Raw genomic sequence first — 25,876 nt, 5'->3', positions numbered from 1 at the left:
GCCGAACTCATTACATACAAAGCTTATTCGGAATTCAGGTGTTGTACGAATTCAACTTATCTTTCCGGAATCAATGGTTCGGTTCCAGTAGAATTTAGCACCTTGTAAGCACAGGTTGCCAAGACTTCGCAGGGTCTAATCCCTCCGTCTTTCTCTATAAGCCTTACAAAGGTGCAACAAAGAAAAATCATTTCCAAAAAAACAGAGGGTAAAGCATATAAAATTGTATGAATCCTTCTGTTTGTTGTTGGAAATAGAATTATATTCTGTATTTCAGTAGTTTATTTAAGATTATTGTTGTTGTGGTACTTAGCTTTGGTAACGTACAATGCCTGCGTATTTCCTCTGATAGATCTTATTTTTCCGTGCTTTTCTTCATCCTCCTTATACCATGTAATTTGAACAGGACCGATTGATTTCAGGCTTTCTTGGATCTCGCCCCTGTCAAATACATTGTTGTACTTGATAGAGATGTCGCCAATTGATTTAAACGTGCCCTTAGGTTCACGCATATCAAATACGTTATTGTAATTGATGGCCATTTTTCCAATAGATTTTAAGCTGCCTTTTGGGTCATGCATATCAAACGTGCCGTAATAGTCAAATGCGATTCCATCTATTGATTTGATCTTTCCAGCCTTAATTTTATCAAAATTATCATAGTAGGTAACTTTTAAATTTCCTAGGTTTTTTAAGCCACGTACAGGATTATCCTCAAAGTCATCCCATTGGTTTGGTCTGCTTCTTTTTAAAGGTTCAATAAAGGCAATTTCTCCTTTAGGGCTAATGCCGATAATGAAAGTGTTATAAGTTAGTTCAACTTCTTGGACTCCCTTTTTATAATCTTCGATTGTGAATTTGGCGCTAAGAAATTCTTGGGCTTTGCCTGCCAGGCCAATGCATAGCATTAAGCTTAGGATAAGTAGTTTTTTGTAATTCATTTGTGTAGGTGTGTTTTGTGGCAGTACCTAACACTGCCGGTGCTAATGTAATCGTTTTTTATATTGTGCAGTATTCGCTAGTGTAATTATTTAGCTAGATAGCGCAGGAGGAACACATAAAAAGATGATAACAACGAAGCCCCCTGATTTTAGGTCAGGGGGCTTCGTTGTTATATAAAGAAGTATTATCTTCTGTCTCCGAATATTCTTAGCAAGTAAATGAAGATGTTTAAGAAGTCAAGATAAAGTGATAAAGCACCCATGATAGCCAATTTTTTAGTATCAGCATCTTGCATCTGTGCACCACTTTCTTCTAAACCAGCACCTATTCTTTTCAGTTTTTGAACGTCGTAAGCAGTTAAGGCCGTAAAGATAGCGATACCGATAAAGGCCATGAACAAGCTAAAGTTTGCACTTTGAATGAACATATTTACCACACTGGCAATCACTAGGCCTACTACACCGATCATTAAGATTGGGCCAAATTTACTTAAATCCACATTGGTAGTATAGCCCATTACGGCCATGATACCGAAGATACCGGCAGCACCAATAAAGCAGCTCAATACCGAACCGGAGGTGTATGCTAGTAGAATAAAGCTTAAGCTTACCCCCGTTAATACAGAATAAAGGATGAAAACGCCTACTAATGCCCCAAAAGAAAGACGGTTAAGGCCGGCGCTCATCAATAAAACCAACCCAAGTGGTGAAAGCATTGCTACCCAACCTAACATACCCATTTTACCAGTTTCCTGATTGATCAGGTAAGTCATCATTTCAGGTGTGCTCGACATATAGTAAGCCGCAAAGCTTGATAAGCTTAATGCTACAAACATCCATAAGAACACATTAGCAAAGAATTTCTTAGCCACTCCAGCCGTTGTCTTTTCTACAAAAACAGATTGTTGTGACCAGTCGTAATTATTTTTGTTATCCATTTGTTTTTAATTTATTTAAAGGTACTAATTGTTTCTATCATACAAAAGCTATGCCCCAAGCCTTTTTGTCAGGGTTTCTTCAACTTTTTTAAAGAATTGAAGTGGTTTTAAGGTGCGCCATGCCAAATCGTCAAGCTGTCCACCAAAGTTAATGTAGTAGTCAATGTTATTGCTTTTGAACTCATTGATGACGTGTTCCTGGAAGTTAATCCCGGTAATCCAACCATCTTCGACTTCCTGAAACCACTCTTCATAATAGCTGTCTTCATCAGAAGCATGGTAGTTCAACACGTTTTCGCCAATAAGGATGAATTTGTTGATGCCTTCATCCATCATCAGTTCCAGAATTTCACGTTTTAAAAGCATAATGTCATTGCCAATAGCATCGTTCCACTCGCCCATAAACTCAATGATCGCGAAGTTTCTATCATAGTCCACATACAATACTTTCAGGTATAAAGTACCCGACCCAAAATCATCCCATTGTGGATGAATGAGGTAGTTGTATAGCTGCTTGTCAAAATAAAACTCCGAATACTCTGTGTTGTAAAAGGGCGAACGCTCATCCTCTGCTGCTATATAATCATCCCTCCAAAGATAATAAGGTTCTATTTCGTGCATATGCTTGTTTGCAGTTATTTGTTATCATTTGCTCTACTGGCTTCGACAGCTTTGCGAACGCTTCCGTAACGCAATAGTAACTCTGCGGCATGGTCGTAATCGATGTGTAGTTCGTCCATTACCATTTGCGTACCCCTGTCAACCAGTTTATGGTTGGTTAACTGCATATCCACCATTTTATTGCCTTTTACCCGGCCCAATCTGATCATTACCGTGGTACTCAGCATATTTAAAACCAGCTTTTGTGCTGTGCCAGATTTCATACGGGTTGATCCGGTTAAAAACTCGGGGCCAACCACCACTTCTACTGGGAAATCGCTTTCGGCAGCGATAGGGCCACCTTCATTACATACGATACATCCGGTAAGGATTCCTTTGCTACGAGCCGTGTTTAAGCCTGATACGACATAAGGTGTCGTGCCCGAAGCTGCCAGTCCTATTAATGAATCTTTAGCATTGATGTTGTACTCTTGAAGGTCTATCCATGCCTGATCAACATCATCCTCTGCGTTTTCAACAGCTTTTCTAATCGCGGTATCGCCACCAGCAATAATGCCAACTACCCAGTCAAAAGGAACGCCAAATGTTGGTGGACATTCTGATGCATCAACCACACCTAAACGGCCGCTTGTACCTGCTCCAATGTAAAATAATCTACCCCCATCAGCCATTCGCTCTGCTACTGCGGTTGCTAATTTCTCTATTTGCGGGATCGCTTTTTCTACAGCCTGTGGAACAAGTTTATCTTCTTCGTTAATGCCTTTCAGAATTTCAAGTACCGACATTTGGTCGATATCGTGGTACTTTGACTCTTGCTCGGTTACTCTTATCATATTTTCTCTATGTATTTTTATCTCGTTTTATGGCTATACTCAGCCATCCATTCTTTTTTACTCGTAATTGTATTGAAAGGATAGATTTATAAAATTCGTTATTTTCTTGTTAAACAAGAAATTTAAGCGCAAAAACCATATAATTTATACCTAATTCTGAACCTTCTGTAATAATTCCATCAAAAAGCTAAACAATTGCAAATGAACATAGTTTAATTTATTATTTGACTGGGTAATTTTATAACTTTACGCAGCGTTTATCTATGAAAAAGAATACCCATTTTAATGTCTTAATCGCCCTTACTTATTCGACTACGTTAATCGTAGGAATGTTTTTGGGCTATAAATTTTTGAAGGATCAAGGGTATCAGTTTCAAAAGCCAGTAACGTTTGCCAATAACAATACTGAAAAAGTAGATGAAATCATTCATATCATCAATAAAAACTATGTTGATGAAGTTAACGCCGACTCATTAAATCACTTACCTATCGATAGCCTGCTGCATCAACTGGATCCACATAGTATGTACCTTCCTGCAGTTGAGGCTAATGAATTGACCGAAGCGTTAGAGGGAAATTTTGAGGGGATCGGTATTGAATATTATATTCTGAACGATACTTTGTTGGTCACCAATGTGGTAAAAGATGGCCCGGCTTTTAATGCAGGGATTAAGCAAGGGGATAAAATCCTGAAAATAGATACGGTTATGGTGAGTGGTAAAGCCTTGCCAAGGGAACAGATGATTGGACGGATCAGGGGTAAAAAGGGCACTGCCGTGAAGTTGACTATCGTTCATCCTAAAGATACGCAGCAGGTGGTTTTTTTTGTTAACCGTAGTCGTGTGAAAGTGAGTAGTATCGATGCTGCCTACCTGTTAAACCCAGAAACGGCGTATATCAGGATCAGTAAGTTCGGAGCAGATACAGACAAAGATTTTATAGAAGCCATAAAAACACTGAAGTCAAAAGGTATGAAAAAGCTGATTCTTGACTTGCGAGATAACGGAGGTGGTTACCTGAGTGCTGCTACTGGTTTGGCCAACCAAATTTTGCAAGAGAACAAGTTGATTGTATATACAGAAGGAAAGCATGAGCCTCGTACAGACTATACCACTTCGGGTGGGGGAGAGTTTGAACAAGGTAAGCTAGCTGTCCTGATTAATGAAAACTCAGCTTCTGCGAGCGAGATTCTTGCGGGTGCGGTACAGGACTGGGGTAGAGGGGTGATCATCGGTCGCCGGTCTTTTGGTAAAGGGCTAGTGCAGGAACAATTTCCTTTTGGTGACGGCTCTGCTTTAAACCTGACCATAGCGCGTTATTACACGCCTTTGGGTAGAAGTATCCAGAAATCGTATAAAAAGGGTTATACGGCCTATAAGAATGAAATTGACGACCGTTTTAACGATGGTGAGCTGACTACTGATAATATATATAGTGCAAAAGATACGGTAAAGAATAAAAGCCTTACCAGAGGGGGGATTCAGCCTGATATTTATGTAAAGTTAGATACCATGGGGTACAATAGGTTTTACAGTAAGCTAATTTCTAAAAAGATATTGTTTGACTTTGTGTATGATGTCTTGGCCAATAGGTATAATGCGAGTTACTTAGATCAAAATATGTCTGCATTCTCCATCAGTGATGTTGACTATAGAGATTTAGTAAAGTATATCCAGAATAGGGATGTGGTGATAGATCAAAAGCAGTTGAGCGCTTCAAAAGCACTCATTTGTAATGAAATCAAACTGCTTTTATACAAGTATCACTTAGGTGATGCCGGTTATTATAAGGCATTAAACCTAAGTGATCCTATGGTTAAGCAAGCTGTTACCAGCTTGCAGTAAAACTCTTTTTATTTCTGTCTGAAATAGATTTGAATTGGCACTCCGCTAAAATCAAAGTTCTCACGTAGCTTATTCTCAATGAAACGTTTATACGGTTCTTTAATGTATTGAGGGAGGTTACAGAAGAAGGCGAACATCGGAGATGTACCATTGATCTGAGTGATGTATTTGATTTTAATGTATTTTCCTTTCAATGCAGGAGGTGGGTATTTTTCAATGATTGGCAACATCACATCATTTAATTTTGATGTAGGGATCTTCTTGCCTCTGTTCTTAAATACCTCAAGAGCGGCTTCAATAGCCTGGAATATACGTTGTTTGTTGACAACCGAAGTGAAGATGATAGGGATATCAGTAAACGGTTGTAGTTTTTGGCGGATCTGATCTTCAAAAACATTTACTGTTTTGCTGTTCTTCTCTACTAAATCCCACTTGTTAACTAAGATAACGATACCTTTCTTGTTTTTCTCTGCCAGGTGGAAAATGTTCACGTCCTGCGATTCCAAACCTTCCGTAGCATCAATCATTAATATCACTACATCGGCTTCTTCGAGCGCCTTAATTGTACGCATTACGGAGTAAAATTCTATGTTTTCTTTTACTTTGGTTTTTTTACGCAAACCGGCAGTATCAATAAACATAAACTCGTGACCGAATTGATTGTAGTGGATATGGATCGAATCCCTTGTAGTACCTGCAATAGGGGTTACAATATTTCTTTCTTTACCAATTAGTGCGTTGATTAAAGAGGATTTACCAACATTTGGTCTTCCTACAATAGTCAGCTTAGGTAATGCATTTTCTTCCTCAGGGAGATCTTCGAAGTGTTTGATCACCTCGTCTAATAAATCTCCAGTTCCTGATCCAGTCATAGACGATATGGGATGGATCTCTCCAAGACCAAAGCTGTAAAATACAGCAGCCTCATTTTGTAACTGGGTATTGTCTACCTTATTTACAACAATGTATACTGGTTTTTTACTGCGTCTCAGCAATTGAGCAATCTCATCATCCAGATCGGTAATGCCTGTAGTTACATCAACCATAAACAAAAGCACAGTGGCTTCTTCTATGGCAATAACTACTTGCTCGCGGATGGCAGCTTCAAATACATCTTCCGAATTGGCTACATAACCGCCAGTATCGATCACTGTAAATTGTTTATCTGTCCACTCTGCTGATCCATAATGACGATCGCGCGTTACCCCGCTGAAATCATCAACAATAGCTTTACGACTCTCAGTTAAGCGGTTAAAAAGGGTAGATTTGCCTACGTTAGGTCTTCCGACAATTGCAATAATGTTTGCCATGGGTGTTTTATACGAATATTTTAAAAGCCACAAAGATACACAATCCTGTGGATATGACTGATTTTAGTTTTTTGTTAAGAAATCTTAGTCGTAACCGAAGCTTTTGAGGTAGTTCTTTTTACTGCGCCAATCTGGGATTACCTTTACAAAAGTTTCCAGGAAAACTTTCTGATCCAAGAATTTCTCGATGTCTTTACGGGCCTCCATACCTACTTTTTTAAGCATTGTACCACCTGTCCCGATCAGAATGTTTTTTTGCGAATCGCGTTCAACTACAATCTCGGCGGTAATGCGCACCATTGGTCCATTTTTACTTTGTTCTTCTTTAAAGGCGGTAACGATAACCTCAGTACTGTATGGGATTTCTTTTTTATAATTGAAGAATATTTTCTCTCTTATAATTTCCGAAACGAAGAAGCGCTGGCTACGGTCGGTTAATTCTTCCTTATCATAATAAGCTGGATGCTCGGGGATATAGTCCAATATCATCGGCAAAATACCTTCGAGGTTATACTTATGCAGGGCCGAGATCGCATATATATGTTTAGGGTTTAACTTTTCCTGCCAGTAAGCGAATTTCTCATCTACTTGTTCCTGTGTAGAATTATCAATTTTATTCAAAAGCACTACCAATGGGATTTCGGTATTGATGATTTTTTCAAGCACATCATTTTCATCATGCTGCTCATTGATGTCGGTTACAAAAAGAATTAAATCGGCATCAGTCAATGCTCCTTTTACCGAACTCATCATAGAATCTTGCAAACCATACAGCGGTTTTATGATGCCGGGCGTGTCCGAAAAAACAATTTGGTAGCTTTCTTCATTCACGATTCCTAAAATGCGGTGACGGGTAGTCTGTGCTTTTGGAGTAATGATAGAGAGCTTTTCGCCCACTAGGGCATTCATTAGGGTTGATTTGCCCACATTGGGCTTACCTATTATACTTACAAAACCTGCTTTATGCGACATGAAAATATTTTTTAAAATAAATTTGCATTGCAAAGGAACGAATTATATCTTTGCATTCCAATTCGGAGGAAGAGTTAAGGATTTAACAAAAACTAAAGAAATTGTATATAGTGCGGGGTGGAGCAGTTGGTAGCTCGTCGGGCTCATAACCCGAAGGTCATCAGTTCGAGTCTGGTCCCCGCTACCAAAAGGTTCGCAGCTTTAATAAAGCTGAGGCAATCTTAAATGGCCCGTTCGTCTAGGGGTGAGGACGCCAGATTTTCATTCTGGAAACAGGGGTTCGATTCCCCTACGGGCTACGGAAGCCAATTGCCGAGTTAAACGGTTTTAAGAGGCAAAAGCATTTACAAACGAAGTTTTGTAAACATATAGTGCGGGGTGGAGCAGTTGGTAGCTCGTCGGGCTCATAACCCGAAGGTCATCAGTTCGAGTCTGGTCCCCGCTACCAAAAGTAAGGCATAAGCAGCAATGTGAGTCGCTTTACTAAATGGCCCGCTCGTCTACCGGTTAGGACGCCAGATTTTCATTCTGGAAATAGGGGTTCGATTCCCCTGCGGGCTACATAAAAATAAAAGTTGGTTTAAGGCAATATGCTGGAAGCCAACTTTTATTCATTTAAGGGCATTTTGAATGGGAGACTAGCTACAATAACGTTTTTTTTTATCTTTGGTTAATTAGCAAAACACCTTTGGTACAAATAAGATTCAATTTTAAATATGATGAAAAAATCCAGCAGTCTGAAAAGTATGAATTTATCATCCTATGAATAAAGATCACCCTTTAAAAAACTGGATTCCATATCAATTCCTATATGATGAACTTGAGGGCTGGAAAGTAACCTGGATGGATTTGCAGGATAGCAAAATTGTCGAGCCCTTTTTTGATGAAACAATCATGAAGTGCAGAAGTAGGAGGGCGCAAAAAACAATGCTTAAGAGCTTCAGTTCTCCGGATTTTATGAAAGAGGTAGCTGAAAATATCCCACATTTAAAACCAAATGCCTTTATTTTTCACGTATCGAGATGTGGTTCTACTTTAGTTACACAGGCTTTTTGCGAAATGGATGAAAATATTGTCATTGCGGAGGCTCCTTTGCTAGACGAGATCTTGAGGGCTTCAGAAAAAGACGATAACTTGCCAACTGAAAAAAAAGAGGCCTGGTTTAAGGCAGCGTTAAATTTAATGGGGCAGCACAGAAATTCGAAAGAAACGGGCTATATCATTAAATTAGATAGCTGGCACATTCACTTTTATGAATTGTTAAGAAGCTGGTTTCCTGATACACCATTTTTTTTCTTGTCCCGTAGGCCCGATGAGGTTCTTGCCTCGCACGAAAAGCGACGGGGTATACATGCCGTGCCTGGGATGGTCAACAAAGATTTGCTCAAAATTGATGCTTCAAAAGAATATGGAGGTGATTTCAACAGCTATACTGCTGATGTTTTGGAGCATTTTTTTCTGCAAATGCAGTATATACAACGGTTGGGTCATCCAAAAAATGCTTTTACCGATTATGGAGATGGAGTATTTAAAATGCTGACAGAATTTTCAGCATTTGCAGGTATTTCAATTCATAATCCTGAACGAATTTATAACCGTCTGAATTATCATAGTAAAGCAGGCCAGGAACTTTTTAAAAAGGATAAGACGGCTGAGATTCGTCATTATTATCATCATTGTATGGAGGCATACATTCAATTTAAAAATTATTAGTACAATTAATTAGAGTTAAGCATAGTAAAATGATAAACTGCAACTTTAGCAAACTGTTATACGAGACACATCAGATCCGGAAATCAGGGGTTCGGAATTTAGCGGATTCAGATTTTGACCATATCGAGACAATATGGTTGGGTATTTACGGACTTGGGAAATTTGAAACTTACTTTTTTCTATATTCCGAATGCAGGGATTTTGAACATTTTATAGATTGGGTTACTCAGTTGAAGGGACAGGATTTTGTAAATCGTGCGGATGAGCAATTTAAAAAATGGCAAAACCTTGAGAGGGGCTCTGAAACAACTGAAATTTTGCCTTCTAATGTGCTGAGTGCAGAACAAGTTAAATTTTGGGAAGAAAATGGCTATTTAAGGATACCTAAAGTTGTTGACGGAGCACACTGTGATGCAGTGAAGCACAAGATTTGCAGGTATTTGAACCTTCATCTCGAATTTCCTGAAACCTGGTATGTTCCCCATCCGGATTGGCAGGGGATTATGCTTCAGCTATATCAGAACGAAGAGATGGAGGTCATTAGGCAAGACCCACACATCTTTGATATATTTGCAGCTCTTTATAAAAGCACTAAAATTATTCCGAACACGGAAAAGTTAGGTTATAACCCACCCGAAACGCAGGGCTGGGCATTTAGGCATGGCAATTTACATTGGGATCTGGATTTGTCCCATCCTGTTACACCGCACATTCAAGCCTTGGTTTATTTGGATGATGTTCCTATTGAAAGAGGGCCATTGCATTTGGTTCCTGGCTTTAACAATAAGTTTAAGGACTGGATAAGGGATTTTTCTTCTTTAGATAGGGCACATGAGTATATGCGGATAACAGAGCGATCGGTGCCTGTTCCTGGTGAAAAGGGGGATCTAATCCTTTGGCAGAATACGATTCCTCATGCAGCGGGCAAAAATCAATCGGACCTGCCAAGATTTGTTCAATATATTAGTTTTACAAAAATCTAGATGGGTGTAATTGTTCAGTTTTGCGGTCTTTCGGGATCTGGAAAAACTACCCTGGCAAATGCCGTATTCCATCAATTTGAAAAGGAGGGGCTAAAGGTAATGGTTCTGGATGGGGATCATTATCGGCAGACTTTGTGCAAAGATCTTGGTTTTAGTAAAGCTGACCGACTTGAAAACGTAAGACGGATTGCAGCAGAGGCGGAAAAACTAAGGTCGCAATATGATGTGCTGATCCTTTCCATAATCAATCCTTTTGAAATAGGACGCAACCATATCCGTTTAACTCATCAGGCAGAAGTGGTATGGATAAAGTGCGAGCTTGAAACACTAATAAAAAGAGATACAAAAGGACTTTACTACAAAGCAATGCTGCCGGATAAACATCTGGAAAAAATTTACAACCTTACTGGGGTAAATGATACTTTTGATGTCCCTGATAAGCCTGCACTCGTCATAGAAACAACCAGATCTTCCACGAAAGTGTGTCTTGATCAGCTAACATTTTTCTTAAAACAGCGTATCAGACAACCGCAGTAAGCAGTTGAAATACCTCATGTTTTTGCTTGAAGCTAGCATATTGGGACATGCCTGAAATGCTATATTTGTGTTTTAAGCCTATAATGGTATTAAACTGATTAAACTCGTAGGTTAATTCACCAACGGTTTTTCCTTCTGAACCCGCCTGGCTAACGAGTACATCATACTTCTTCTGATTTTTTGCCACGTAGGCATTCTTTGTAACTTTGTTCCTCTCTCCACCAATGATTAAATCGACGTATTCGGAGGCTTCAGCTAATTTCTTATCATTGTATGTTTTTGTATTTTTGCTAAACTGTGTTAGACAAATAACAAAATCGCATTTTAAATCTCTTTTTAGTTTTTTGGCGATTTGATTTACTGCCTGAAAAGGTTCACTTATTTGAACACCGGTAATAGGAGCGCAATTACCAACCCCAGTAATTCCAATTTTAACTTTTCCGGAATTCAGTATTATATATGGTTTTATGCGTGAAGATAATGTTGTATGACTAAAATTATAATTGCAGTTAACCAGTTCGAAATTTAGAGAAGGTAAAATTGCAGCGAGTTGTTCCTGGCCCATAGAGAGCTCATTTTTGCCAATCGTTGTTGCCCGGTATCCCATTTTATTCATCAACCTGATCACTTCGAAATGATCCTCTGTTTGGCCCCCCTCCTGAAGAAAGTTCCCTGAATCGAGTATTAAATGGCTGGTATCGCGTCTAATGAAAAGTTGATTTACCTTTTTTAATCCTCCAAAAGGTCCGGCAACAGGATTAAGAGAACCTGATAAACCGGAAGTATGTAAAATGGAAAGGGCATTGCTAGCTAAAGTTCCATTTAATTCCTTGCTGAAAGCGGCTATGCTATCCACTGAGCTACCCAATAATATGGAGCCCGCAAGAATTGATGAGTTTTTTAAAAATGACCTTCGTTTTGATACCATGGGAATAATTTTTATAAAAACGAAAGTTATAAAAAAACATCGAACGAAATAATTTTTTTTTTATTGTGGATGTTTATTTTTTTTTCTCTACGTTTATGTCATAATCATCTATCTATCGTCTTAATTAATGAAGATTCTCATATTCGCTAACAGCTCTCTGTTTGTTAAAACAGTGACAGGTATATTAGATCATATTCAAGTTGTTGGAATTATCATTCCTGATACTTCTAATAATGATTTATTAAGTACAGTTGAATATGCGGAAGCACAGCAAATTCCTTTATTGAAAGTAAGTGCTGCTGATCTAAAAAAAGGTCGGGAAGTAAATTCCTGGATTTTGGCGACTGGTTGCAATGCTGCGCTAGTCATGACTTTTCCTTTTAAAATTCCTGAAAGTATCCTAAATATTCCGGAGAAAGGTGTATTTAATGTGCATTATAGTATGCTGCCAGCCTACAAAGGTCCTGATCCTGTATTCTGGCAATTAAAAAATGGTCTAAAGGAGATTGGCCTGAGCATACACAAAATGACTGATATACTTGATGAGGGCCCATTGGTTTTCAGGAAAGCAATGGTTTTGATGCCAGGAGAGAATTATGGACTTGCAGCTGTCCGATTGACATTACTGTTGTCGCAGAACCTTGATGAAATATTTCAGAACATTTTAGCGGAAAAATATATTGCAGCAGAATCTGAGATTCAGACTAGTTATTTTAAGCGTCCGCAAGTTGATGATCTCACAATTAACTGGGAACAACAGTCGGCAGTAGAGATTGAAAATTTGGTGAATGCTGCAAATCCCAGGTATAACGGTGCTGTTAGCTATTTGAACGAACAGCCAGTTCGAATTTTGGAAGTTTCTGGGGTAGATGGAAAGTTTGAGCCTGGTACTGTGGTTCCCGGAACAGTTTTTCATATTGACCCACATCACGGACCAATGGTCCTTACTGCGGATAAGCAACTGTTGCTATTCAATATTGTGGAAACTGAGAACGGCATTTTTAGCGGAAAAAAATGGTGTGCAATGGGATTAAAACGAGGAGATAGATTTGTGAGTTTAAATTAGAAAAAAATATACAAATTAAATAATAAAAAAAATAGTTATGGAAGAATTTATAGGTGTTGTAAAGCTTTTCGGAGGAAATTTTGCGCCAAGAGGTTGGCAGTTGTGTAATGGACAGATTATTGGTATTGCCCAAAACACAGCACTTTTTTCAATTCTTGGTACCACGTACGGTGGGAATGGGCAAACAACCTTTGCGTTGCCGGATCTACGTGGTAGAGTAGCGGTTGGCTGGGGTCAAGGGCCAGGGCTGTCAAATTATACATTAGGAGAGGTGACAGGTACTGAAAGTATATCAATTTTGACCACTAACATGCCTTTACATACCCATCCTGCCGCTTCTACTTTAAATGTCAACAATACGGGGACATCTGCAGTGATTCCTTCTGCTACGACTTCCATAGGACCGGCTAAAGATATTAATACGGATAATGTTAAAATGTATGCTACTGGTGCTCCTAATGTTGCGCTTGCACCAACATCTGTTACAACAACTGTTACTGCAGTTGGGGGTAATCAACCAATTTCTATTTTGCAACCTGTGCTTGCACTGACTTACATCATTTGTATGGAAGGCATTTTTCCATCAAGGAATTAATTTAAAATAGGGTTATTACGAGTAGGTATTCACCTGCTCGTAATAAGTCGTACCTGTGAATGCGCTTTTTATCTAAAGATAATGCTATGAAAAATATTACTAAACTGTTCCTGTTCTGCTTTTTGTTCTTGTTTGGCTTTAAAAGTATGGCGCAAATTGCCGCTGGCGATATTGCCATCATTGGTTATAATGCCAGTACTTCCACAACAGCTGAACTGGCTATTGTTACACTTGCTGCAATCCCATCGGGACAGGTGATTTATATCACGGATAGGGGCTGGGGACCTTCTGCTTTTGACGTGTCCAATACTTCGGCAGAAGGTTTGATTACCTGGACTACTAACGCTATAATTCCTGCAGGAACAGTAATTAATACTACCATTCTTCCTGGTGGCTCACCAACTGCACCTGGTTTGGATGCCTATGGTACAACCATCGTTACAGGATGGTCAAATTTGGTTACTGCAAATGGTGGGGATAATTGGTTTATCTATACGGGTTCGGTGGCTAGTCCATCCTTCATTTATGCCTTTTCCAATTGGTCTACTAATAACCCTGATGGGCAGGCAACTACTTCAGGATCATGGCAAAGTGCAGGCGCAGTAACGGCTACGTCCTCTTATCTTCCCCCTCTTTTAGCAGCGGGGAATTTTTCTACAGCATTTACAGGGAGTACACTTCACGGGGATTTTATTATTTATACTGGTGATATTATAGGTACTAAGGATCAGCTATTGGCCGATCTAGCTGGGATAACCAACTGGTCACACAATGAGACCACACCCGTTGTGTTGACTCCTGGCGATCCTACAGGAGGTTTCCCAGGTACTCAACCTATTTTTCAACTTCCGCCTGCAGTTACAAACGTAACCGCTTCAACTGCCAATGGCTCTTATAAAGTAGGCGCTACGGTGTCTATACAGATTACTTTTTCCACTGAGGTTAATGTGACAGGGACGCCTACCCTTGCCCTAAACAGTAGCGCTACTGCAAATTATGCATCAGGCAGCACCACCAATACACTTACTTTTACTTATAATGTGGGCGCTGGTCAGAATAGTGCCGACCTCGATTATGCCGATATAACTTCTTTGGCTTTAAACGGCGGAACTATGAAAGATGGTACAGGAAATAATGCGGTACTTACTTTAGTTGCACCGGGGACTGCAGGATCATTGGGCGCGAATAAAGCTATTGTTATAGATAACTTGGCACCAAATGCACCATTAGCCCTAGTATTGGCAACAGCCAGCGACAATGGCACTTCCAACACAGACAATATAACCAATGTAACTACACCTGTGATCACAGGGACAGCAGAAGCAGGTGCTACAGTTACTTTATATGATACTGACGGTACAACTGTACTGAATACAGGAACGGCTACCGGAGGGAACTGGTCAATTACTTTGCCGGCGTTAACAGCCGCTGTACATGACATAAGAGCGAGAGCGACAGATGCAGCAGGAAATGTGGGGGTACTTTCGAGTCCGCTGAGTATCACCATTGACACCACTTCACCTACCTTGGCAATTACCAGTAATGTACAGCAATTGAAAGTCGGTGAAACCGCCACCATCACTTTTACTTTTTCTGAAGATCCATCTACCAGCTTTACCTGGAATGGAACAACAGGTGACGTGGTGGTTACCGGTGGTACTTTAGGAGCCATTTCTGGTACAGGTTTAACCCGAACGGCAACTTTTACCCCAACAGCAAGCACAAATAACGGAACGGCCAGTATTACTGTTGCAGCAGCGGCCTATACCGACATCGCAGGAAACAACGGAGGCGCAGGAACAACCCCAACACTTACTTTTGACACCCAGGCTCCGGCAGCACCATCCACTCCAGTATTGGCAACAGCTAGTGATAGTGGTACTTCTCCAACAGATAAAATAACCAATGTTACTACACCTGTTATTACAGGCACAGCCGAGACTGGTGCTACGGTAACTTTATATGATACTGACGGTACAACTGTACTCGGTACAGCTGTAGCTACTGGTGGTAACTGGTCAATAACCAGTTCGACACTTTTAGCCAACTCACATACCCTTACTGCAAAAGCTACAGATGGGGCAGGTAATGTGGGGGGAGCTTCAACAGGCTTAGCCGTTACCATTGATACAACTTCGCCAACAATGTCCATTACTAGTAATGTTGCGACCTTGAAAGCAGGCGAAACTGCAACAATCACTTTTACCTTTACTGAAGACCCGGGTATAACATTTACCTGGAACGGAACAGCAGGGGATGTGGAGGTTACTGGCGGTACTTTAGCTGCGATTTCGGGTACAGGTTTAACCCGTACGGCAACCTTTACCCCGGCCCTGGCGACCAATAACGGAACTGCCAGCATTACTGTTGCAGCAAGTACTTATACCGATGTTGCAGGAAACAATGGTGGTGCAGGAACCACACCGACTCTTACTTTTGATAGCCAGGCCCCAGCAATTCCTGTTGGTTTAGCTGCAACATCAGGCGATACACAGGTGGTATTGAACTGGACAGCCAATACAGATACCGACCTGGCGAAATACAGGATTTTATCCGGAACAAGCGCTAATCCGACAATTACACTTACGGAGATCACTGCCGGAACCACAACTTATACCAACACTGGTTTGATCAATGGTACTACTTATTATTACAAGATTCTGGCCATTGATCAGGCAGGTAATATTGGGACAGCAAGCGCTGATGTTAGCGCAGTTCCAAAAGCAAACCAAACGATTACTTTTAATGCGATTGGCACCAGGACTTACGGCGATGCGGCTTTTGCTTTGGGCAATGCCACTTCTTCAGCAGGTTTAACTGTGACATATACGGCTACTGATCCTTCAGTAGTGAGTATTGCAGGGAATATGGCAACGATATTGAAAGCCGGAAATACAGTGATTACCGCAACACAGACAGGTAGCGGAAGTTTTAATCCAGCAACGCCTGTTGTACAGACTTTAACCGCGGATACAAAAATATTGACCATTGTTAACACCGGTCGTTCCAAAGTATATGGTGATGTGTTGACCAATGCTGATTTTACAGGAAATATCATAGGTATTGTAAACGGTGACAACATTACCTTAACCAGAAGCAGTACAGGAGCAGCGGCGACTGCAACTACTGCAACTACATATCCGATTGTAGCTACTTTAGCGGATCCGGGGAATAAATTAAGCAATTATACGGTTAGCAATCCGGATGGTACATTAACTGTTACACAAAAAATACTAACCATTACGGCGGCTGCAAGAAGCAAAAGCTATGGTGATGCGGTTACTTTTGCTGGTACAGAATTTACCCCAATAGGATTGATCAACGGCAATACCGTTACTTCAGTAACTTTGACCAGTACAGGCGCTGCAGCAACAGCTACAGTAGCCGGTTCAACTTATCCGATTATAGCTTCGGCGCCAATCGGTACCGGTCTGGATAACTATGCCATCGCCTATGTAAATGGTGCCTTAACAGTTAGCCAGAAAGCTTTAGTGGTTGTTAACGTGGATCGTTCGAAGGCGTACGGGGATGTGTTGACAAATACCGATTTTACAGGAAGTATTACCGGTATCCAGAATGGTGATAACATTACCTTAACCCGGAGTAGTACAGGTGCAGTGGCAGCAGCGACTAGTGGAAGTACTTATCCTATTATAGCTACCCTGGCCGATCCGGATAGTAAATTAAGCAATTATGCAGTCAGCAATCCGAATGGTACCTTAACAGTAACGCAAAAAGCACTGACCATTACAGCTAATGCAAGAACGAAAACTTATGGTGATGTGGTTGCTTTTGCCGGTACAGAATTTACACCGGTGGGATTGATCAATGGCAATACGGTTGCTTCGGTAACGTTGAACAGTACTGGAGCGGCAGGAACAGCTACAGTGGCGGGTTCAACTTATCCGATTGTAGCTTCAGCAGCGACGGGTACGGGCTTAAACAACTATGCCATTACATATTTAGACGGTGCTTTGACGGTTAACCAGAAAGCATTGGCAATTGTCAACACTGACCGTTCTAAAGCATATGGTGATGTACTGACCAATGCTGACTTTGTAGGAAGTATCAGCGGTATTGTCAATGGAGATAACATCACTTTAACCAGGAACAGTACAGGTGCAGTAGCAGCAGCTACTACCAGTAGTACTTACCCAATTGTGGCTACTTTAGTAGATCCTGGTAGCAAGCTGAGCAATTACGCAGTTAGTAATCCGAACGGTACATTAACGGTTACCCAAAAAATACTAACTATTACTGCTTCGGCAAGAACCAAAACTTATGGTGATGCCGTTACTTTTGCCGGTTCAGAATTTACATCGGTGGGATTGATCAATGGCAATACGGTTGCTTCGGTAACTTTGAACAGTACTGGAGCCGCAGGAACAGCTACAGTGGCGGGTTCAACTTATCCGATTGTGGCCTCGGCAGCAACAGGTGCAGATTTAAGTAATTATAACATCACTTATGTGAATGGTGCCTTAACTGTTGTTAGAAAAGCCCTGACCATTACTGCTGATCCTAAGGAGAAATTCGCAGGTACCGCAAATCCGGTGTTAACAGCGAGTTACACTGGACTTGCAAACGGGGAAACTAGTGCTGTGTTAACTACTCAGCCAACTTTCACGACGTCTGCGGTTACAAATAGTCCGATTGGAGATTATCCGATCACGGTTAGCGGAGCAGCAGCAGTGAACTATACCATCAGCTATGTGGCTGGTAACCTGAAAGTAAAACCAGGTGCGCCTACCAGCATCACCCTTGCAGGTGTGACCCTTTATGAAAATAGTGTGGCGGGTACCAATGCCGGTACTTTGAGCAGTACTTCGGATGACCCTTCTGCCACCTTCACTTATACGCTGGTTGCAGGTACAGGTGATACTGATAATGCATTGTTTGCCATTGCAGGAAATAAGATCAATACGGCATCGGTACTTAATTTTGAGACCAAAGCCAGTTACAGTGTGCTGGTGAGAAGCACCACACAATATGGTTTGAGTCTGGATAAAGTGCTGAACATTGCTTTAAGTGATGTGAATGAAATCCCGACATTGGCAGCAATCAGCAACCAGACCATCTGTTTTACTACAACAGGACAAACAGTAGCTTTAACTGGCATCAGTGCTGGTCCTGAAACGGCACAAACTACAGCTTTAACGGTGAGCAGCAATAATCCTAACCTGTTTGAAGGCTTAGGAGTTACCGGCAGCGGAGCTACTGCAACGGTTAACTACCGGATTAAAGCTGGAGCCATAGCCGGAACAGCCACTGTAACGGTAACGGTGAAAGACAATGGCGGTACAGCCAATGGTGGCGTGGATACCTACAGCAGAACATTTACCATCACCGTAAATGCTTTACCTGTAATTTCTATCAACAGTGATAAAGGCATACAGATCAGTAAAGGAGAGCGGGTGTTACTAACCGCAACCGGAGGAACCAGCTATGCCTGGGCAGCCAACAGCAGCATTAATGGCGCACTGAATTCGGCGACAATTGAGGTAAGACCAAGAGAAACCACTACCTATACGGTAACTGTGACCAATGCGAGTGGCTGTTCGGAAAGCAAAACCTTTACATTAACCGTGTTGGAAGATTACGAGAAAGTAAAAGCGATCAATATCCTGTCTCCAAATGGTGACGGTTATAATGATAAGTGGTTGATTGAAAATATCGATTTTTATCCGAACAATGAGGTGAAAATCTTTGACCGAAGCGGTCGTTTGATATACAGTAAAAAAGGGTATGACAACAGCTGGGATGGTACACTGAATGGCTTACCGTTGGCAGAAGGTACTTATTACTATCTCATAAACTTTGGTACCGACAAGCGCGCAATAAAAGGCTATATTACCATTACAAAGTCGAATTAAATCTGGTAATATTTAAGATTAAAAAAAACAGATGAAATTCAAATCAAGAACTATAGTACTGATTGGCATAACGGCAATCAGTACTATAGTAAACCTGCGTAAGTAATAGAATAGATTGATCAGTATGAGTTAATTATTATCCTAATGGACAAAGAACCAATTAAACAGCTGAAACTACCCTTTGAATTTAAGGTTTCATTATTGCAGGCAGATATGCAACGTATTCAGGATAGTGCCTGGGTTGCTCATTATAATAAAGCAGATTACGACGGGGCCTGGAGAAGTCTGGCTTTATTCTCAAAAGACGGAACATCCGCATCGATTTATGCCTCGATGGATAGCAATTCTATTTTAAAGGCTACAGAAATCATGGATGTATGTCTCTACATACCGAAAGTTCTCGACGCTTTTAAATTTGAAAAGTTCGCAGTGAGATTGATGCGCCTGGATGCCGGAGCAGTAATTAAACCACATAGGGATAATGCTTTGGGCTACGAGAATGGTGAATTCCGCTTACATATTCCGATTGTAACCAACCCTAATGTCAATTTTGTATTAGCTGGAGAACGGGTTATTATGAATGAAGGAAGCTGTTGGTACATCAATGCCAACGAAGAACATGCTGTGACTAATAATGGGACAACGGATAGAATTCATCTTGTCATAGATGGAAAAAGGAACGAATGGACGGACGAGATATTCTTTGCACTCGCACCAGAAAGCTCGTTTCAAAAAGCCGAAAAGAAGATGTCTTTAAGGGACCAGGAACTGATGATTGCAGAGCTACGCCGGATGAATACAAGTGCTGCACTTTCTATCATTGAACAACTCCAAAATTCCATGAATCCAATAAAAGAAAAGCGTTGATTTTAATCACCGTTGTATAGATCCATTAAAAATCTTTATTATTGCTATCTGTATGGAATACATTTAAACGTACAAGAGAATCAATTAATGGCTAAAGCTCATATCAATGAAACAAATTTGCTGCTTGAAGCGGCGGAGGGAAATGAGCGCTCTTTTACCGAATTGTTTTATTGGTATTATAAACCTTTGGGAAGATTCGTGTTTAAAATGACAGATTCTCAGGAAATCACAGAGGAAATTGTACAGGATGCTTTTGTTAAAATCTGGTTGAGACGGGAAACGTTAAAGCACATCGATAGTTTTGGTGCATATATGTTTGCCATTTGCAGGAATGAAACTTTTGCAGCGATGAAAAAAATAGCGGCAGAAAAAGTTTTTAGAACAGATTTTGAAAAGTATCTCAGTGTAGAAGGCGAAATTGATTTGCTCGATAATCCGACAGAAGAATATCGGGCTATGATCATTGCTGCGGTGGCCAGGCTGCCAGCACAGCAGCAAAAAGTATATACCATGAGCCGTTACGATCGTTTAAAATATGAGGAGATTGCCGCACATCTCGGAATTACTGTAGTTACAGTAAAAAAACACATTCAACTTGCTGTACAGTTTATTCACAAGGATGTCGCTTCTAAGCGGCTAAATGCAGGTTTAATTTTGGTATTAACCACTCCTTTAATATTGAGATAATATTTTTTGTAATTTTTTTAAATTCTCCTTACTACTTTTTGGCCTTGCTAACACTCTATCTAATTAAAGGGGGTAATTAGCCCGATTTAATTATAGAAAATGGAGGAAAGGTTTAGCTATTTATTTGATCAGTTTGCCAAAAGGAAGGCGACTGCATCTGAACGTGAAGAATTCTTTGCTCAGGTGAATAGTGGCGAACACGATGCGCAGTTACAGCAGTTGATGGGGGATACTTATGATGAGGATAAGCTTATTGATCTGCAGGAAGACCAAATAAGTGATTGGTACTTGCCGGGAGCTGATAAAAGAATAGTAGAAGCCGTGTTTAACTCAAGGCCAAAAGTTGCTGTTTATAAAACGACTTATTTTACTCGCTTGTGGCCAGGTGTAGCTGCCGCTGCAGCAATTCTTTTGGTAGTTGGAGCTGGGTTCTTCTATATTGCCCGACAAAATAATGGCTTATTAAATGCCATCGCGTACAGTAATGACATTGCTCCAGGCAAAAAATCAGCTACACTGACCTTAGCCAACGGCCGCAAGATTATACTCTCTGATGTTATGCAAGGTGAATTGGCTAAAGATGCTGGTGTAAGCATTACAAAAGATGCAGAAGGACAAATTAGCTACGAAATAAAAGAAATGCCTTTCGCAAAAGGCCGAGCTGCCAAAGGCGGAGAAATGGGCGAGACAAATACGCTTTCTACTGAAAACGGTCAAACCTATCAGCTGCGTTTTCCTGATGGTACTGCTGTTTGGCTCAATGCGGCATCATCAATTACCTACCCGGTATCTTTTAATACGCGCAAGAGGAGAGAGATTCAACTTAATGGGGAAGCCTATTTTGAGGTGGCTAAAGATAAGGTCCATCCATTTGTAGTACAAAGTGTAGGGCAGGAAGTGGAAGTATTAGGTACGCATTTTAATATCAACAGTTACGCAGATGAAAGTAGCATAAGGACTACGCTACTTGAGGGGGCAGTAAAGGTCACCAATCTTAAATCTAAAGCATCAAATTTCTTAAAACCTAATCAGCAAGCGATTTTAACGGGTGCTAATCAAATAGAAGTGAGAGATCTGGATGCACAAGCATCGATATCATGGAAGAATGGTGAATTTACGTTTGACAGGGAAGAGATTAGCAGCATTATGCGTAAGGTAGCCAGGTGGTATAACGTACAGATAGTTTATAAGGACAATTTTAATGGCGTTAAATTAACCGGAAGCGTATCCAGATTTGAAAATATTTCTAAGCTTTTAAAAATGCTCGAAAATACAGAGGAAGTGAATTTTGAGATTGATGGCAATAAGGTTATCGTGAAGAGATAGCTCCTTTTAAAGAAAAAATTAACCAACTAAACCAACGAACATGAGAGAACCTTACGAAAGATAAATTAAGCAGTAAAGGGGGATAATTGTGCTGCTTTTGTAGCATAACAATGAAAAACCGTAAAGTGGTTCGAAGCACTTTACGGCCAATAATTTGAGTCAACCCTTCCGGAATTACCGAAAAAACAATTAGTTATCAACTTATCATCTTAACCCAAACTAAACAAAAGTATGAATTTAAATGCTTTTTACCTAGGTATGTCACGTCTGTGGCTTCCACCAAAATTATCGAAAAAACTGTTTATGCGAGTTAAATTGATCATAGTTCTTATGACCAGTTGCTTATTGCAAGTGGGGGCAGCTGGTTTTGCCCAAACCATCACTTTATCGGCAAAAAATACAACACTAGAGCAGGTGATGAAGAATATTAAACTTCAAAGTGGTCTGGCTGTACTTTATGGCAGCGATTTGCTGGATCAGGCCAAAGTTGTGAATGTGAATTTAAAGAATGTTCAATTAACGGCGGCGCTTGATGAGATTTTTAAAAGTCAGTCCTTAACCTATGAGGTCCATGAGAAGACCCTTGTAATTACACGAAAAAAGCCCTCTTATGTAGATCGGATTTTGGCTGCCTTTAATGCTATAGATATTAAAGGGCATGTCACCAATGCTCAAAACAACAGCCTTGCATCTGTTAATGTAAGTATAAAGGGGAGTAAAAAAAGTACAGTTACTGGCCAGAACGGTGAATTTTCGTTAAATGTGTCCAATGAAGGAGTTATTCTTGTATTTTCTTGTGTAGGTTATGTGACCCGTGAGTTACCCGCAAAAGGAAATATGCAGGTGACCTTGGAAGTCGAAACCAACAAGTTAAATGAAATGGTGGTAGTTGGATATGGTAGCGTTCGTAGAAAAGACCTGACAGGTTCAGTAGCTTCAGTAGATGCATCAGAATTTAAAAATGTCCCCTTTGCTACTATCGATCAGGCTTTAACTGGTAAAACAGCCGGTGTACAAGTTGTACAAGCTGATGGATCACCTGGCGGAGCCGCTAAGATCAGAATTAGGGGTGGAACCTCTTTATTGGGGGGGAATGACCCGTTATACATTATCGACGGGGTGCAGATGCAAGTTCAAAATAGATACTTGAAGAGCGCGGCAGAGATTATTAGTCCTGTTGAGAATTTTGGCGGCGGTTATGCCGGTGATAATCCGGCTAACACGGTTTCTGGCTCTTTTGCCAGGGGATTAAATAGCCTTGGGGGCTTAAATATCAATGATATTGAAAGCATTGATATTTTAAAAGATGCTTCTGCTACAGCGATCTATGGATCAAAAGCAGCCAATGGTGTAGTAATTATTAATACAAAAAAAGGTAAACTGAATCAAAAGCCGGTTTTTGAAGCCAATTATTACACAGGTGTAAGTAACCCAATCAAAGAAAAGCTTTTAAATAGAGATCAATACATCATGATTATTAAAGAAGCTGCTAAAAACCTAAATGATGTCAAAGCAGGTTTAAATGATCCGATTACCTATCCGCCAGATCCTATTGCCACAGATATTTTAACAAATCCAGATTTTATGGGAACGGCCAATACCGATTGGCTCGATCTTGTGCTCCGTAATGGTGTAAATACAAATGCTGATATTTCTGTAAGAGGCGGTGGCGCTGGTTCGCGTTATTATACTTCCTTATCCTATAATAAAAACAATGGGGTAGTTTTAGGAACAGATTTCAGTAAGATTGCCGGTAAAATAAATCTCGACAATGAGATAACTAGTAGGCTTCGTATTAATACCAATTTGGATTATGGCGTAACGACCAATAACATCTCAAACGGGGTGTATACGCAGGCACTTTTTGCCCCGCCAACAATTAACCCATATAATGCAGATGGAAGTCCAAGGATTATAACGGCTTCCGATAATGGGACGATGGATTTTGAAGGATTTCAGAATCCATTATTGCTGCTTAAAGGGATTAACCGGGGAAATACCCTTTCTTTAATCGGATCATTGGCCTTGGAATATGATATTCTGAAAGATTTGAAATTCAGAAGTACAGTTTCAGCGAACTATAACAACTATCGTCAGAACAATTATGTGCCAAGTACAGTTTTGATCAGTAATAAAAATGACGGCAATTTTCCTGGAAGTTCTAATAACGGTATCGCTACGCAGGCGCAATCGCAGCATACTGATATCTTTTATGAAAATACGATTACCTGGAATAAGCAATTTAATGAAAATAATAGGTTAAGTTTATTGGCTGGTACTTCATGGCAAATTACCAAAAGCAATTCTTTTTCGGCAAGTGGTCAGGGTTTTCCTGATGATGAATATTTAAACAACCTTTCTTCAGCGGCCTTAACATTGCCTTCTACAGGTGTTTCTGGTCAAAATTCTTTGCTCAGTTTTTACCTACGTGCCAATTATAGCTTGTTCGAAAAATATTTATTTACCTTCACCGGGCGTTCTGATGCTTCTTCTAAATTTCCTAAGAAAAATAGGGTTGGCTATTTCCCATCGGGTGGTGTAGGCTGGCGTATTTCACAGGAAAACTTTTTAAAGGACGTAAAATGGATTGATGAGATTAAATTAAGAGCAAGTGCAGGTTATACCGGCACTCAAAATATTGCCGATAATCTTTTTTATACACTCTATTCGCCGATATCTTACAATGGGCTAAATGGGTTAGTGCCATCGCAATTGGGCAATGAAGGGCTCAAATGGGAATCAACATTACAGAAAGACGCAGGCATAGATTTTCAGTTCTTTAATTCACGCTTAAGCGGTGGGATTGGTTACTATGAAAAATCAACAACGGGTGTCTTGTTTCCTACAACCGTAGATAGAACTTCAGGTTTTTCGGGGGTAACGGCAAATATCGCGGACATCAGAAATCGAGGACTTGAAGTTACATTAAGGGCAGAATTTATCCGCAACAAAAATGTACAGTGGTCTGGTACTTTTAACATTTCAGGGAATAGGTCTAAAGTGCTTGCCCTCTCAAATGATTTCGCTGATCCATCCAACCCAAAAGTATATAGGTATGGCAATACCGTGCTAAAAGTAGGGGAGCCGTTGGGTTTACTTTATGGGAATGTTTTTGAAGGCTTGTATAGAACGCAACAGGAAGTTGATGATTTCAAAAGTAAATATCCTAATTACAAGAATTTAACACCCTATATAGGTGTTGGCGACGCGAGATATGTATTGGATCCGATTAGAAGTGGAAGCTATCTTTTTAATAAACAAGAAATTATTGGACATGCAGAGCCTAAATATTACGGAGGATATACCAACAGCTTTACCTACAGAAATTTTACTCTTATTGCTTTGGCTACCTTTTCTTATGGAGGTGATATTTTTTATCTCGCAGATATACAAAATCAGAACACACTTTTACGGACGAATAAAGGGGTTAGAATTCTAGAAAGATGGACACCAGAGAATCCTAACTCAAATAGGCCCAGACTAATTTTAGGGGAGTCAGATTTGACTACAGCAGAATCGGCAAGCAATAATGTTTATGATGCTTCTTTTATTAAGTTAAAGTCGGTTACTCTAAATTACCAATTTCCAAAAGTCTTGATGGATAAGTTAAAACTGACCAGTGCTTCTGTCTATGTTTCTGCTACAAACCTTTTTACAATTACAAATTATCCGGGGGCTGATCCAGAGGTAAGTAATGATCCGTATAGTTTAATTGGTGGTTACAGTGATACCGGTAGTTATCCTACGGTAAGGCAGTTTAGCTTAGGACTTCGTTTTGGATTTTAACTGCGAAGCATTAGTAAATGTGAATAAAAAGAAATGGGAAATAATGAAAAATAGAA

18 protein-coding genes, 4 tRNA genes and 1 riboswitch are annotated in these 25,876 nt (G+C 40.2%); of the genes, 15 read left to right on the top strand and 7 right to left on the bottom strand.

Going from position 1 to position 25,876, the window contains the following annotated elements; translation table 11 throughout:
* Positions 1-53: 53 nt before the first annotated feature.
* A riboswitch (SAM riboswitch) is annotated at positions 54-163 on the bottom strand.
* 118 nt (positions 164-281) lie between these two features.
* From FBD94_RS14175 to murQ, 4 genes are all read right to left on the bottom strand, one after another.
* Entirely contained in the window at positions 282-941 is a 660-nt protein-coding gene (locus FBD94_RS14175) for a hypothetical protein (protein WP_136880660.1), read from the bottom strand.
* Positions 942-1,126: 185 nt separating this feature from the next.
* Complete coding sequence (locus FBD94_RS14170; protein WP_136880659.1) at positions 1,127-1,879, bottom strand: Bax inhibitor-1/YccA family protein; 753 nt, start codon at positions 1,877-1,879, stop codon at positions 1,127-1,129.
* 48 nt (positions 1,880-1,927) lie between these two features.
* The gene (locus FBD94_RS14165) at positions 1,928-2,500 is read right to left on the bottom strand and encodes a hypothetical protein (protein ID WP_136880658.1); all 573 of its coding nucleotides are present in this window, start codon (positions 2,498-2,500) and stop codon (positions 1,928-1,930) included.
* Positions 2,501-2,514: 14 nt separating this feature from the next.
* Complete coding sequence (gene murQ, locus FBD94_RS14160) at positions 2,515-3,333, bottom strand: N-acetylmuramic acid 6-phosphate etherase (RefSeq protein ID WP_136880657.1); 819 nt, start codon at positions 3,331-3,333, stop codon at positions 2,515-2,517.
* 263 nt (positions 3,334-3,596) lie between these two features.
* On the opposite strand from murQ, the gene FBD94_RS14155 reads away from it, so the two are divergent.
* A complete protein-coding gene (locus FBD94_RS14155; RefSeq protein ID WP_136880656.1) occupies positions 3,597-5,177 on the top strand; it encodes a S41 family peptidase in 1,581 nt (526 codons plus the stop codon).
* An 8-nt stretch (positions 5,178-5,185) separates the two neighbouring features.
* On the opposite strand, the gene der is transcribed toward FBD94_RS14155, so the two are convergent.
* Positions 5,186-6,487 carry a ribosome biogenesis GTPase Der gene (gene der, locus FBD94_RS14150; RefSeq protein WP_136880655.1) on the bottom strand — a complete coding sequence of 434 codons (1,302 nt, stop codon included), beginning with the start codon at positions 6,485-6,487 and terminating at the stop codon, positions 5,186-5,188.
* 84 nt (positions 6,488-6,571) lie between these two features.
* Entirely contained in the window at positions 6,572-7,459 is an 888-nt protein-coding gene (era, locus tag FBD94_RS14145; protein WP_131611111.1) for a GTPase Era, read from the bottom strand.
* A gap of 111 nt (positions 7,460-7,570) precedes the next feature.
* Here era and FBD94_RS14140 point away from each other — a divergent pair.
* The 7 genes from FBD94_RS14140 to cysC all read left to right on the top strand — a co-directional run bounded on the left by FBD94_RS14140 (position 7,571) and on the right by cysC (position 10,692).
* Positions 7,571-7,646, top strand: a tRNA-Met gene (locus FBD94_RS14140).
* Positions 7,647-7,686: 40 nt separating this feature from the next.
* Positions 7,687-7,758 (top strand) — tRNA-Glu (locus FBD94_RS14135).
* Between the two features lie 73 nt (positions 7,759-7,831).
* Positions 7,832-7,907, top strand: a tRNA-Met gene (locus tag FBD94_RS14130).
* Positions 7,908-7,948: 41 nt separating this feature from the next.
* Positions 7,949-8,020 (top strand) — tRNA-Glu (locus FBD94_RS14125).
* 201 nt (positions 8,021-8,221) lie between these two features.
* Positions 8,222-9,172: a hypothetical protein gene (locus FBD94_RS14120; RefSeq protein ID WP_136880654.1), complete on the top strand. Its 951-nt coding sequence runs from the start codon at positions 8,222-8,224 to the stop codon at positions 9,170-9,172.
* A 29-nt stretch (positions 9,173-9,201) separates the two neighbouring features.
* Positions 9,202-10,155: a phytanoyl-CoA dioxygenase family protein gene (locus FBD94_RS14115; RefSeq protein WP_136880653.1), complete on the top strand. Its 954-nt coding sequence runs from the start codon at positions 9,202-9,204 to the stop codon at positions 10,153-10,155.
* Positions 10,156-10,692: an adenylyl-sulfate kinase gene (gene cysC, locus FBD94_RS14110; RefSeq protein WP_136880652.1), complete on the top strand. Its 537-nt coding sequence runs from the start codon at positions 10,156-10,158 to the stop codon at positions 10,690-10,692. It abuts the gene before it with no gap.
* Here cysC and FBD94_RS14105 read toward each other — a convergent pair.
* A complete protein-coding gene (locus FBD94_RS14105) occupies positions 10,676-11,620 on the bottom strand; it encodes a bifunctional UDP-sugar hydrolase/5'-nucleotidase (protein WP_136880651.1) in 945 nt (314 codons plus the stop codon). The genes cysC and FBD94_RS14105 overlap by 17 nt on opposite strands.
* Positions 11,621-11,747: 127 nt before the next feature.
* On the opposite strand from FBD94_RS14105, the gene FBD94_RS14100 reads away from it, so the two are divergent.
* The 7 genes from FBD94_RS14100 to FBD94_RS14070 all read left to right on the top strand — a co-directional run bounded on the left by FBD94_RS14100 (position 11,748) and on the right by FBD94_RS14070 (position 25,820).
* Positions 11,748-12,686: a methionyl-tRNA formyltransferase gene (locus FBD94_RS14100; protein ID WP_136880650.1), complete on the top strand. Its 939-nt coding sequence runs from the start codon at positions 11,748-11,750 to the stop codon at positions 12,684-12,686.
* 37 nt (positions 12,687-12,723) lie between these two features.
* Positions 12,724-13,281: a phage tail protein gene (locus FBD94_RS14095; protein ID WP_136880649.1), complete on the top strand. Its 558-nt coding sequence runs from the start codon at positions 12,724-12,726 to the stop codon at positions 13,279-13,281.
* Between the two features lie 86 nt (positions 13,282-13,367).
* Positions 13,368-19,154: an MBG domain-containing protein gene (locus FBD94_RS14090; RefSeq protein WP_169472309.1), complete on the top strand. Its 5,787-nt coding sequence runs from the start codon at positions 13,368-13,370 to the stop codon at positions 19,152-19,154.
* Positions 19,155-19,298: 144 nt separating this feature from the next.
* Entirely contained in the window at positions 19,299-20,021 is a 723-nt protein-coding gene (locus FBD94_RS14085) for an aspartyl/asparaginyl beta-hydroxylase domain-containing protein (RefSeq protein ID WP_136880647.1), read from the top strand.
* Positions 20,022-20,108: 87 nt separating this feature from the next.
* Positions 20,109-20,708 (top strand): RNA polymerase sigma factor, encoded by a 600-nt coding sequence (locus FBD94_RS14080; RefSeq protein ID WP_136880646.1) that lies wholly within the window; start codon positions 20,109-20,111, stop codon positions 20,706-20,708.
* A gap of 99 nt (positions 20,709-20,807) precedes the next feature.
* Complete coding sequence (locus FBD94_RS14075) at positions 20,808-22,034, top strand: FecR family protein (protein WP_136880645.1); 1,227 nt, start codon at positions 20,808-20,810, stop codon at positions 22,032-22,034.
* Positions 22,035-22,364: 330 nt separating this feature from the next.
* On the top strand, positions 22,365-25,820 hold the full coding sequence (locus FBD94_RS14070) for a TonB-dependent receptor (RefSeq protein ID WP_235884477.1): 3,456 nt from the start codon (positions 22,365-22,367) through the stop codon (positions 25,818-25,820).
* The last annotated feature ends 56 nt before the right edge of the window (positions 25,821-25,876 follow it).

This window comes from Pedobacter hiemivivus (genome assembly GCF_005144565.1).
Taxonomy (GTDB): Bacteria; Bacteroidota; Bacteroidia; order Sphingobacteriales; family Sphingobacteriaceae; genus Pedobacter; species Pedobacter hiemivivus.
Note: the sequence above shows the minus strand (reverse complement) of the source record. Positions and strands in the feature narration are given on the sequence as shown.

What these genes read in the sequence shown, in the direction of transcription:
- FBD94_RS14090 (WP_169472309.1), top strand. Translation starts at nt 13,368, where the DNA reads ATGAAAAATATTACTAAACTGTTCCTGTTCTGCTTTTTGTTCTTGTTT.
- FBD94_RS14100 (WP_136880650.1), top strand. Translation starts at nt 11,748, where the DNA reads ATGAAGATTCTCATATTCGCTAACAGCTCTCTGTTTGTTAAAACAGTG.
- FBD94_RS14070 (WP_235884477.1), top strand. Translation starts at nt 22,365, where the DNA reads ATGACCAGTTGCTTATTGCAAGTGGGGGCAGCTGGTTTTGCCCAAACC.
- cysC (WP_136880652.1), top strand. Translation starts at nt 10,156, where the DNA reads ATGGGTGTAATTGTTCAGTTTTGCGGTCTTTCGGGATCTGGAAAAACT.
- era (WP_131611111.1), bottom strand. Translation starts at nt 7,459, where the DNA reads ATGTCGCATAAAGCAGGTTTTGTAAGTATAATAGGTAAGCCCAATGTG.
- FBD94_RS14115 (WP_136880653.1), top strand. Translation starts at nt 9,202, where the DNA reads ATGATAAACTGCAACTTTAGCAAACTGTTATACGAGACACATCAGATC.
- murQ (WP_136880657.1), bottom strand. Translation starts at nt 3,333, where the DNA reads ATGATAAGAGTAACCGAGCAAGAGTCAAAGTACCACGATATCGACCAA.
- der (WP_136880655.1), bottom strand. Translation starts at nt 6,487, where the DNA reads ATGGCAAACATTATTGCAATTGTCGGAAGACCTAACGTAGGCAAATCT.
- FBD94_RS14120 (WP_136880654.1), top strand. Translation starts at nt 8,222, where the DNA reads ATGAATAAAGATCACCCTTTAAAAAACTGGATTCCATATCAATTCCTA.
- FBD94_RS14155 (WP_136880656.1), top strand. Translation starts at nt 3,597, where the DNA reads ATGAAAAAGAATACCCATTTTAATGTCTTAATCGCCCTTACTTATTCG.
- FBD94_RS14105 (WP_136880651.1), bottom strand. Translation starts at nt 11,620, where the DNA reads ATGGTATCAAAACGAAGGTCATTTTTAAAAAACTCATCAATTCTTGCG.
- FBD94_RS14080 (WP_136880646.1), top strand. Translation starts at nt 20,109, where the DNA reads ATGGCTAAAGCTCATATCAATGAAACAAATTTGCTGCTTGAAGCGGCG.
- FBD94_RS14175 (WP_136880660.1), bottom strand. Translation starts at nt 941, where the DNA reads ATGAATTACAAAAAACTACTTATCCTAAGCTTAATGCTATGCATTGGC.
- FBD94_RS14095 (WP_136880649.1), top strand. Translation starts at nt 12,724, where the DNA reads ATGGAAGAATTTATAGGTGTTGTAAAGCTTTTCGGAGGAAATTTTGCG.
- FBD94_RS14165 (WP_136880658.1), bottom strand. Translation starts at nt 2,500, where the DNA reads ATGCACGAAATAGAACCTTATTATCTTTGGAGGGATGATTATATAGCA.
- FBD94_RS14085 (WP_136880647.1), top strand. Translation starts at nt 19,299, where the DNA reads ATGGACAAAGAACCAATTAAACAGCTGAAACTACCCTTTGAATTTAAG.
- FBD94_RS14170 (WP_136880659.1), bottom strand. Translation starts at nt 1,879, where the DNA reads ATGGATAACAAAAATAATTACGACTGGTCACAACAATCTGTTTTTGTA.
- FBD94_RS14075 (WP_136880645.1), top strand. Translation starts at nt 20,808, where the DNA reads ATGGAGGAAAGGTTTAGCTATTTATTTGATCAGTTTGCCAAAAGGAAG.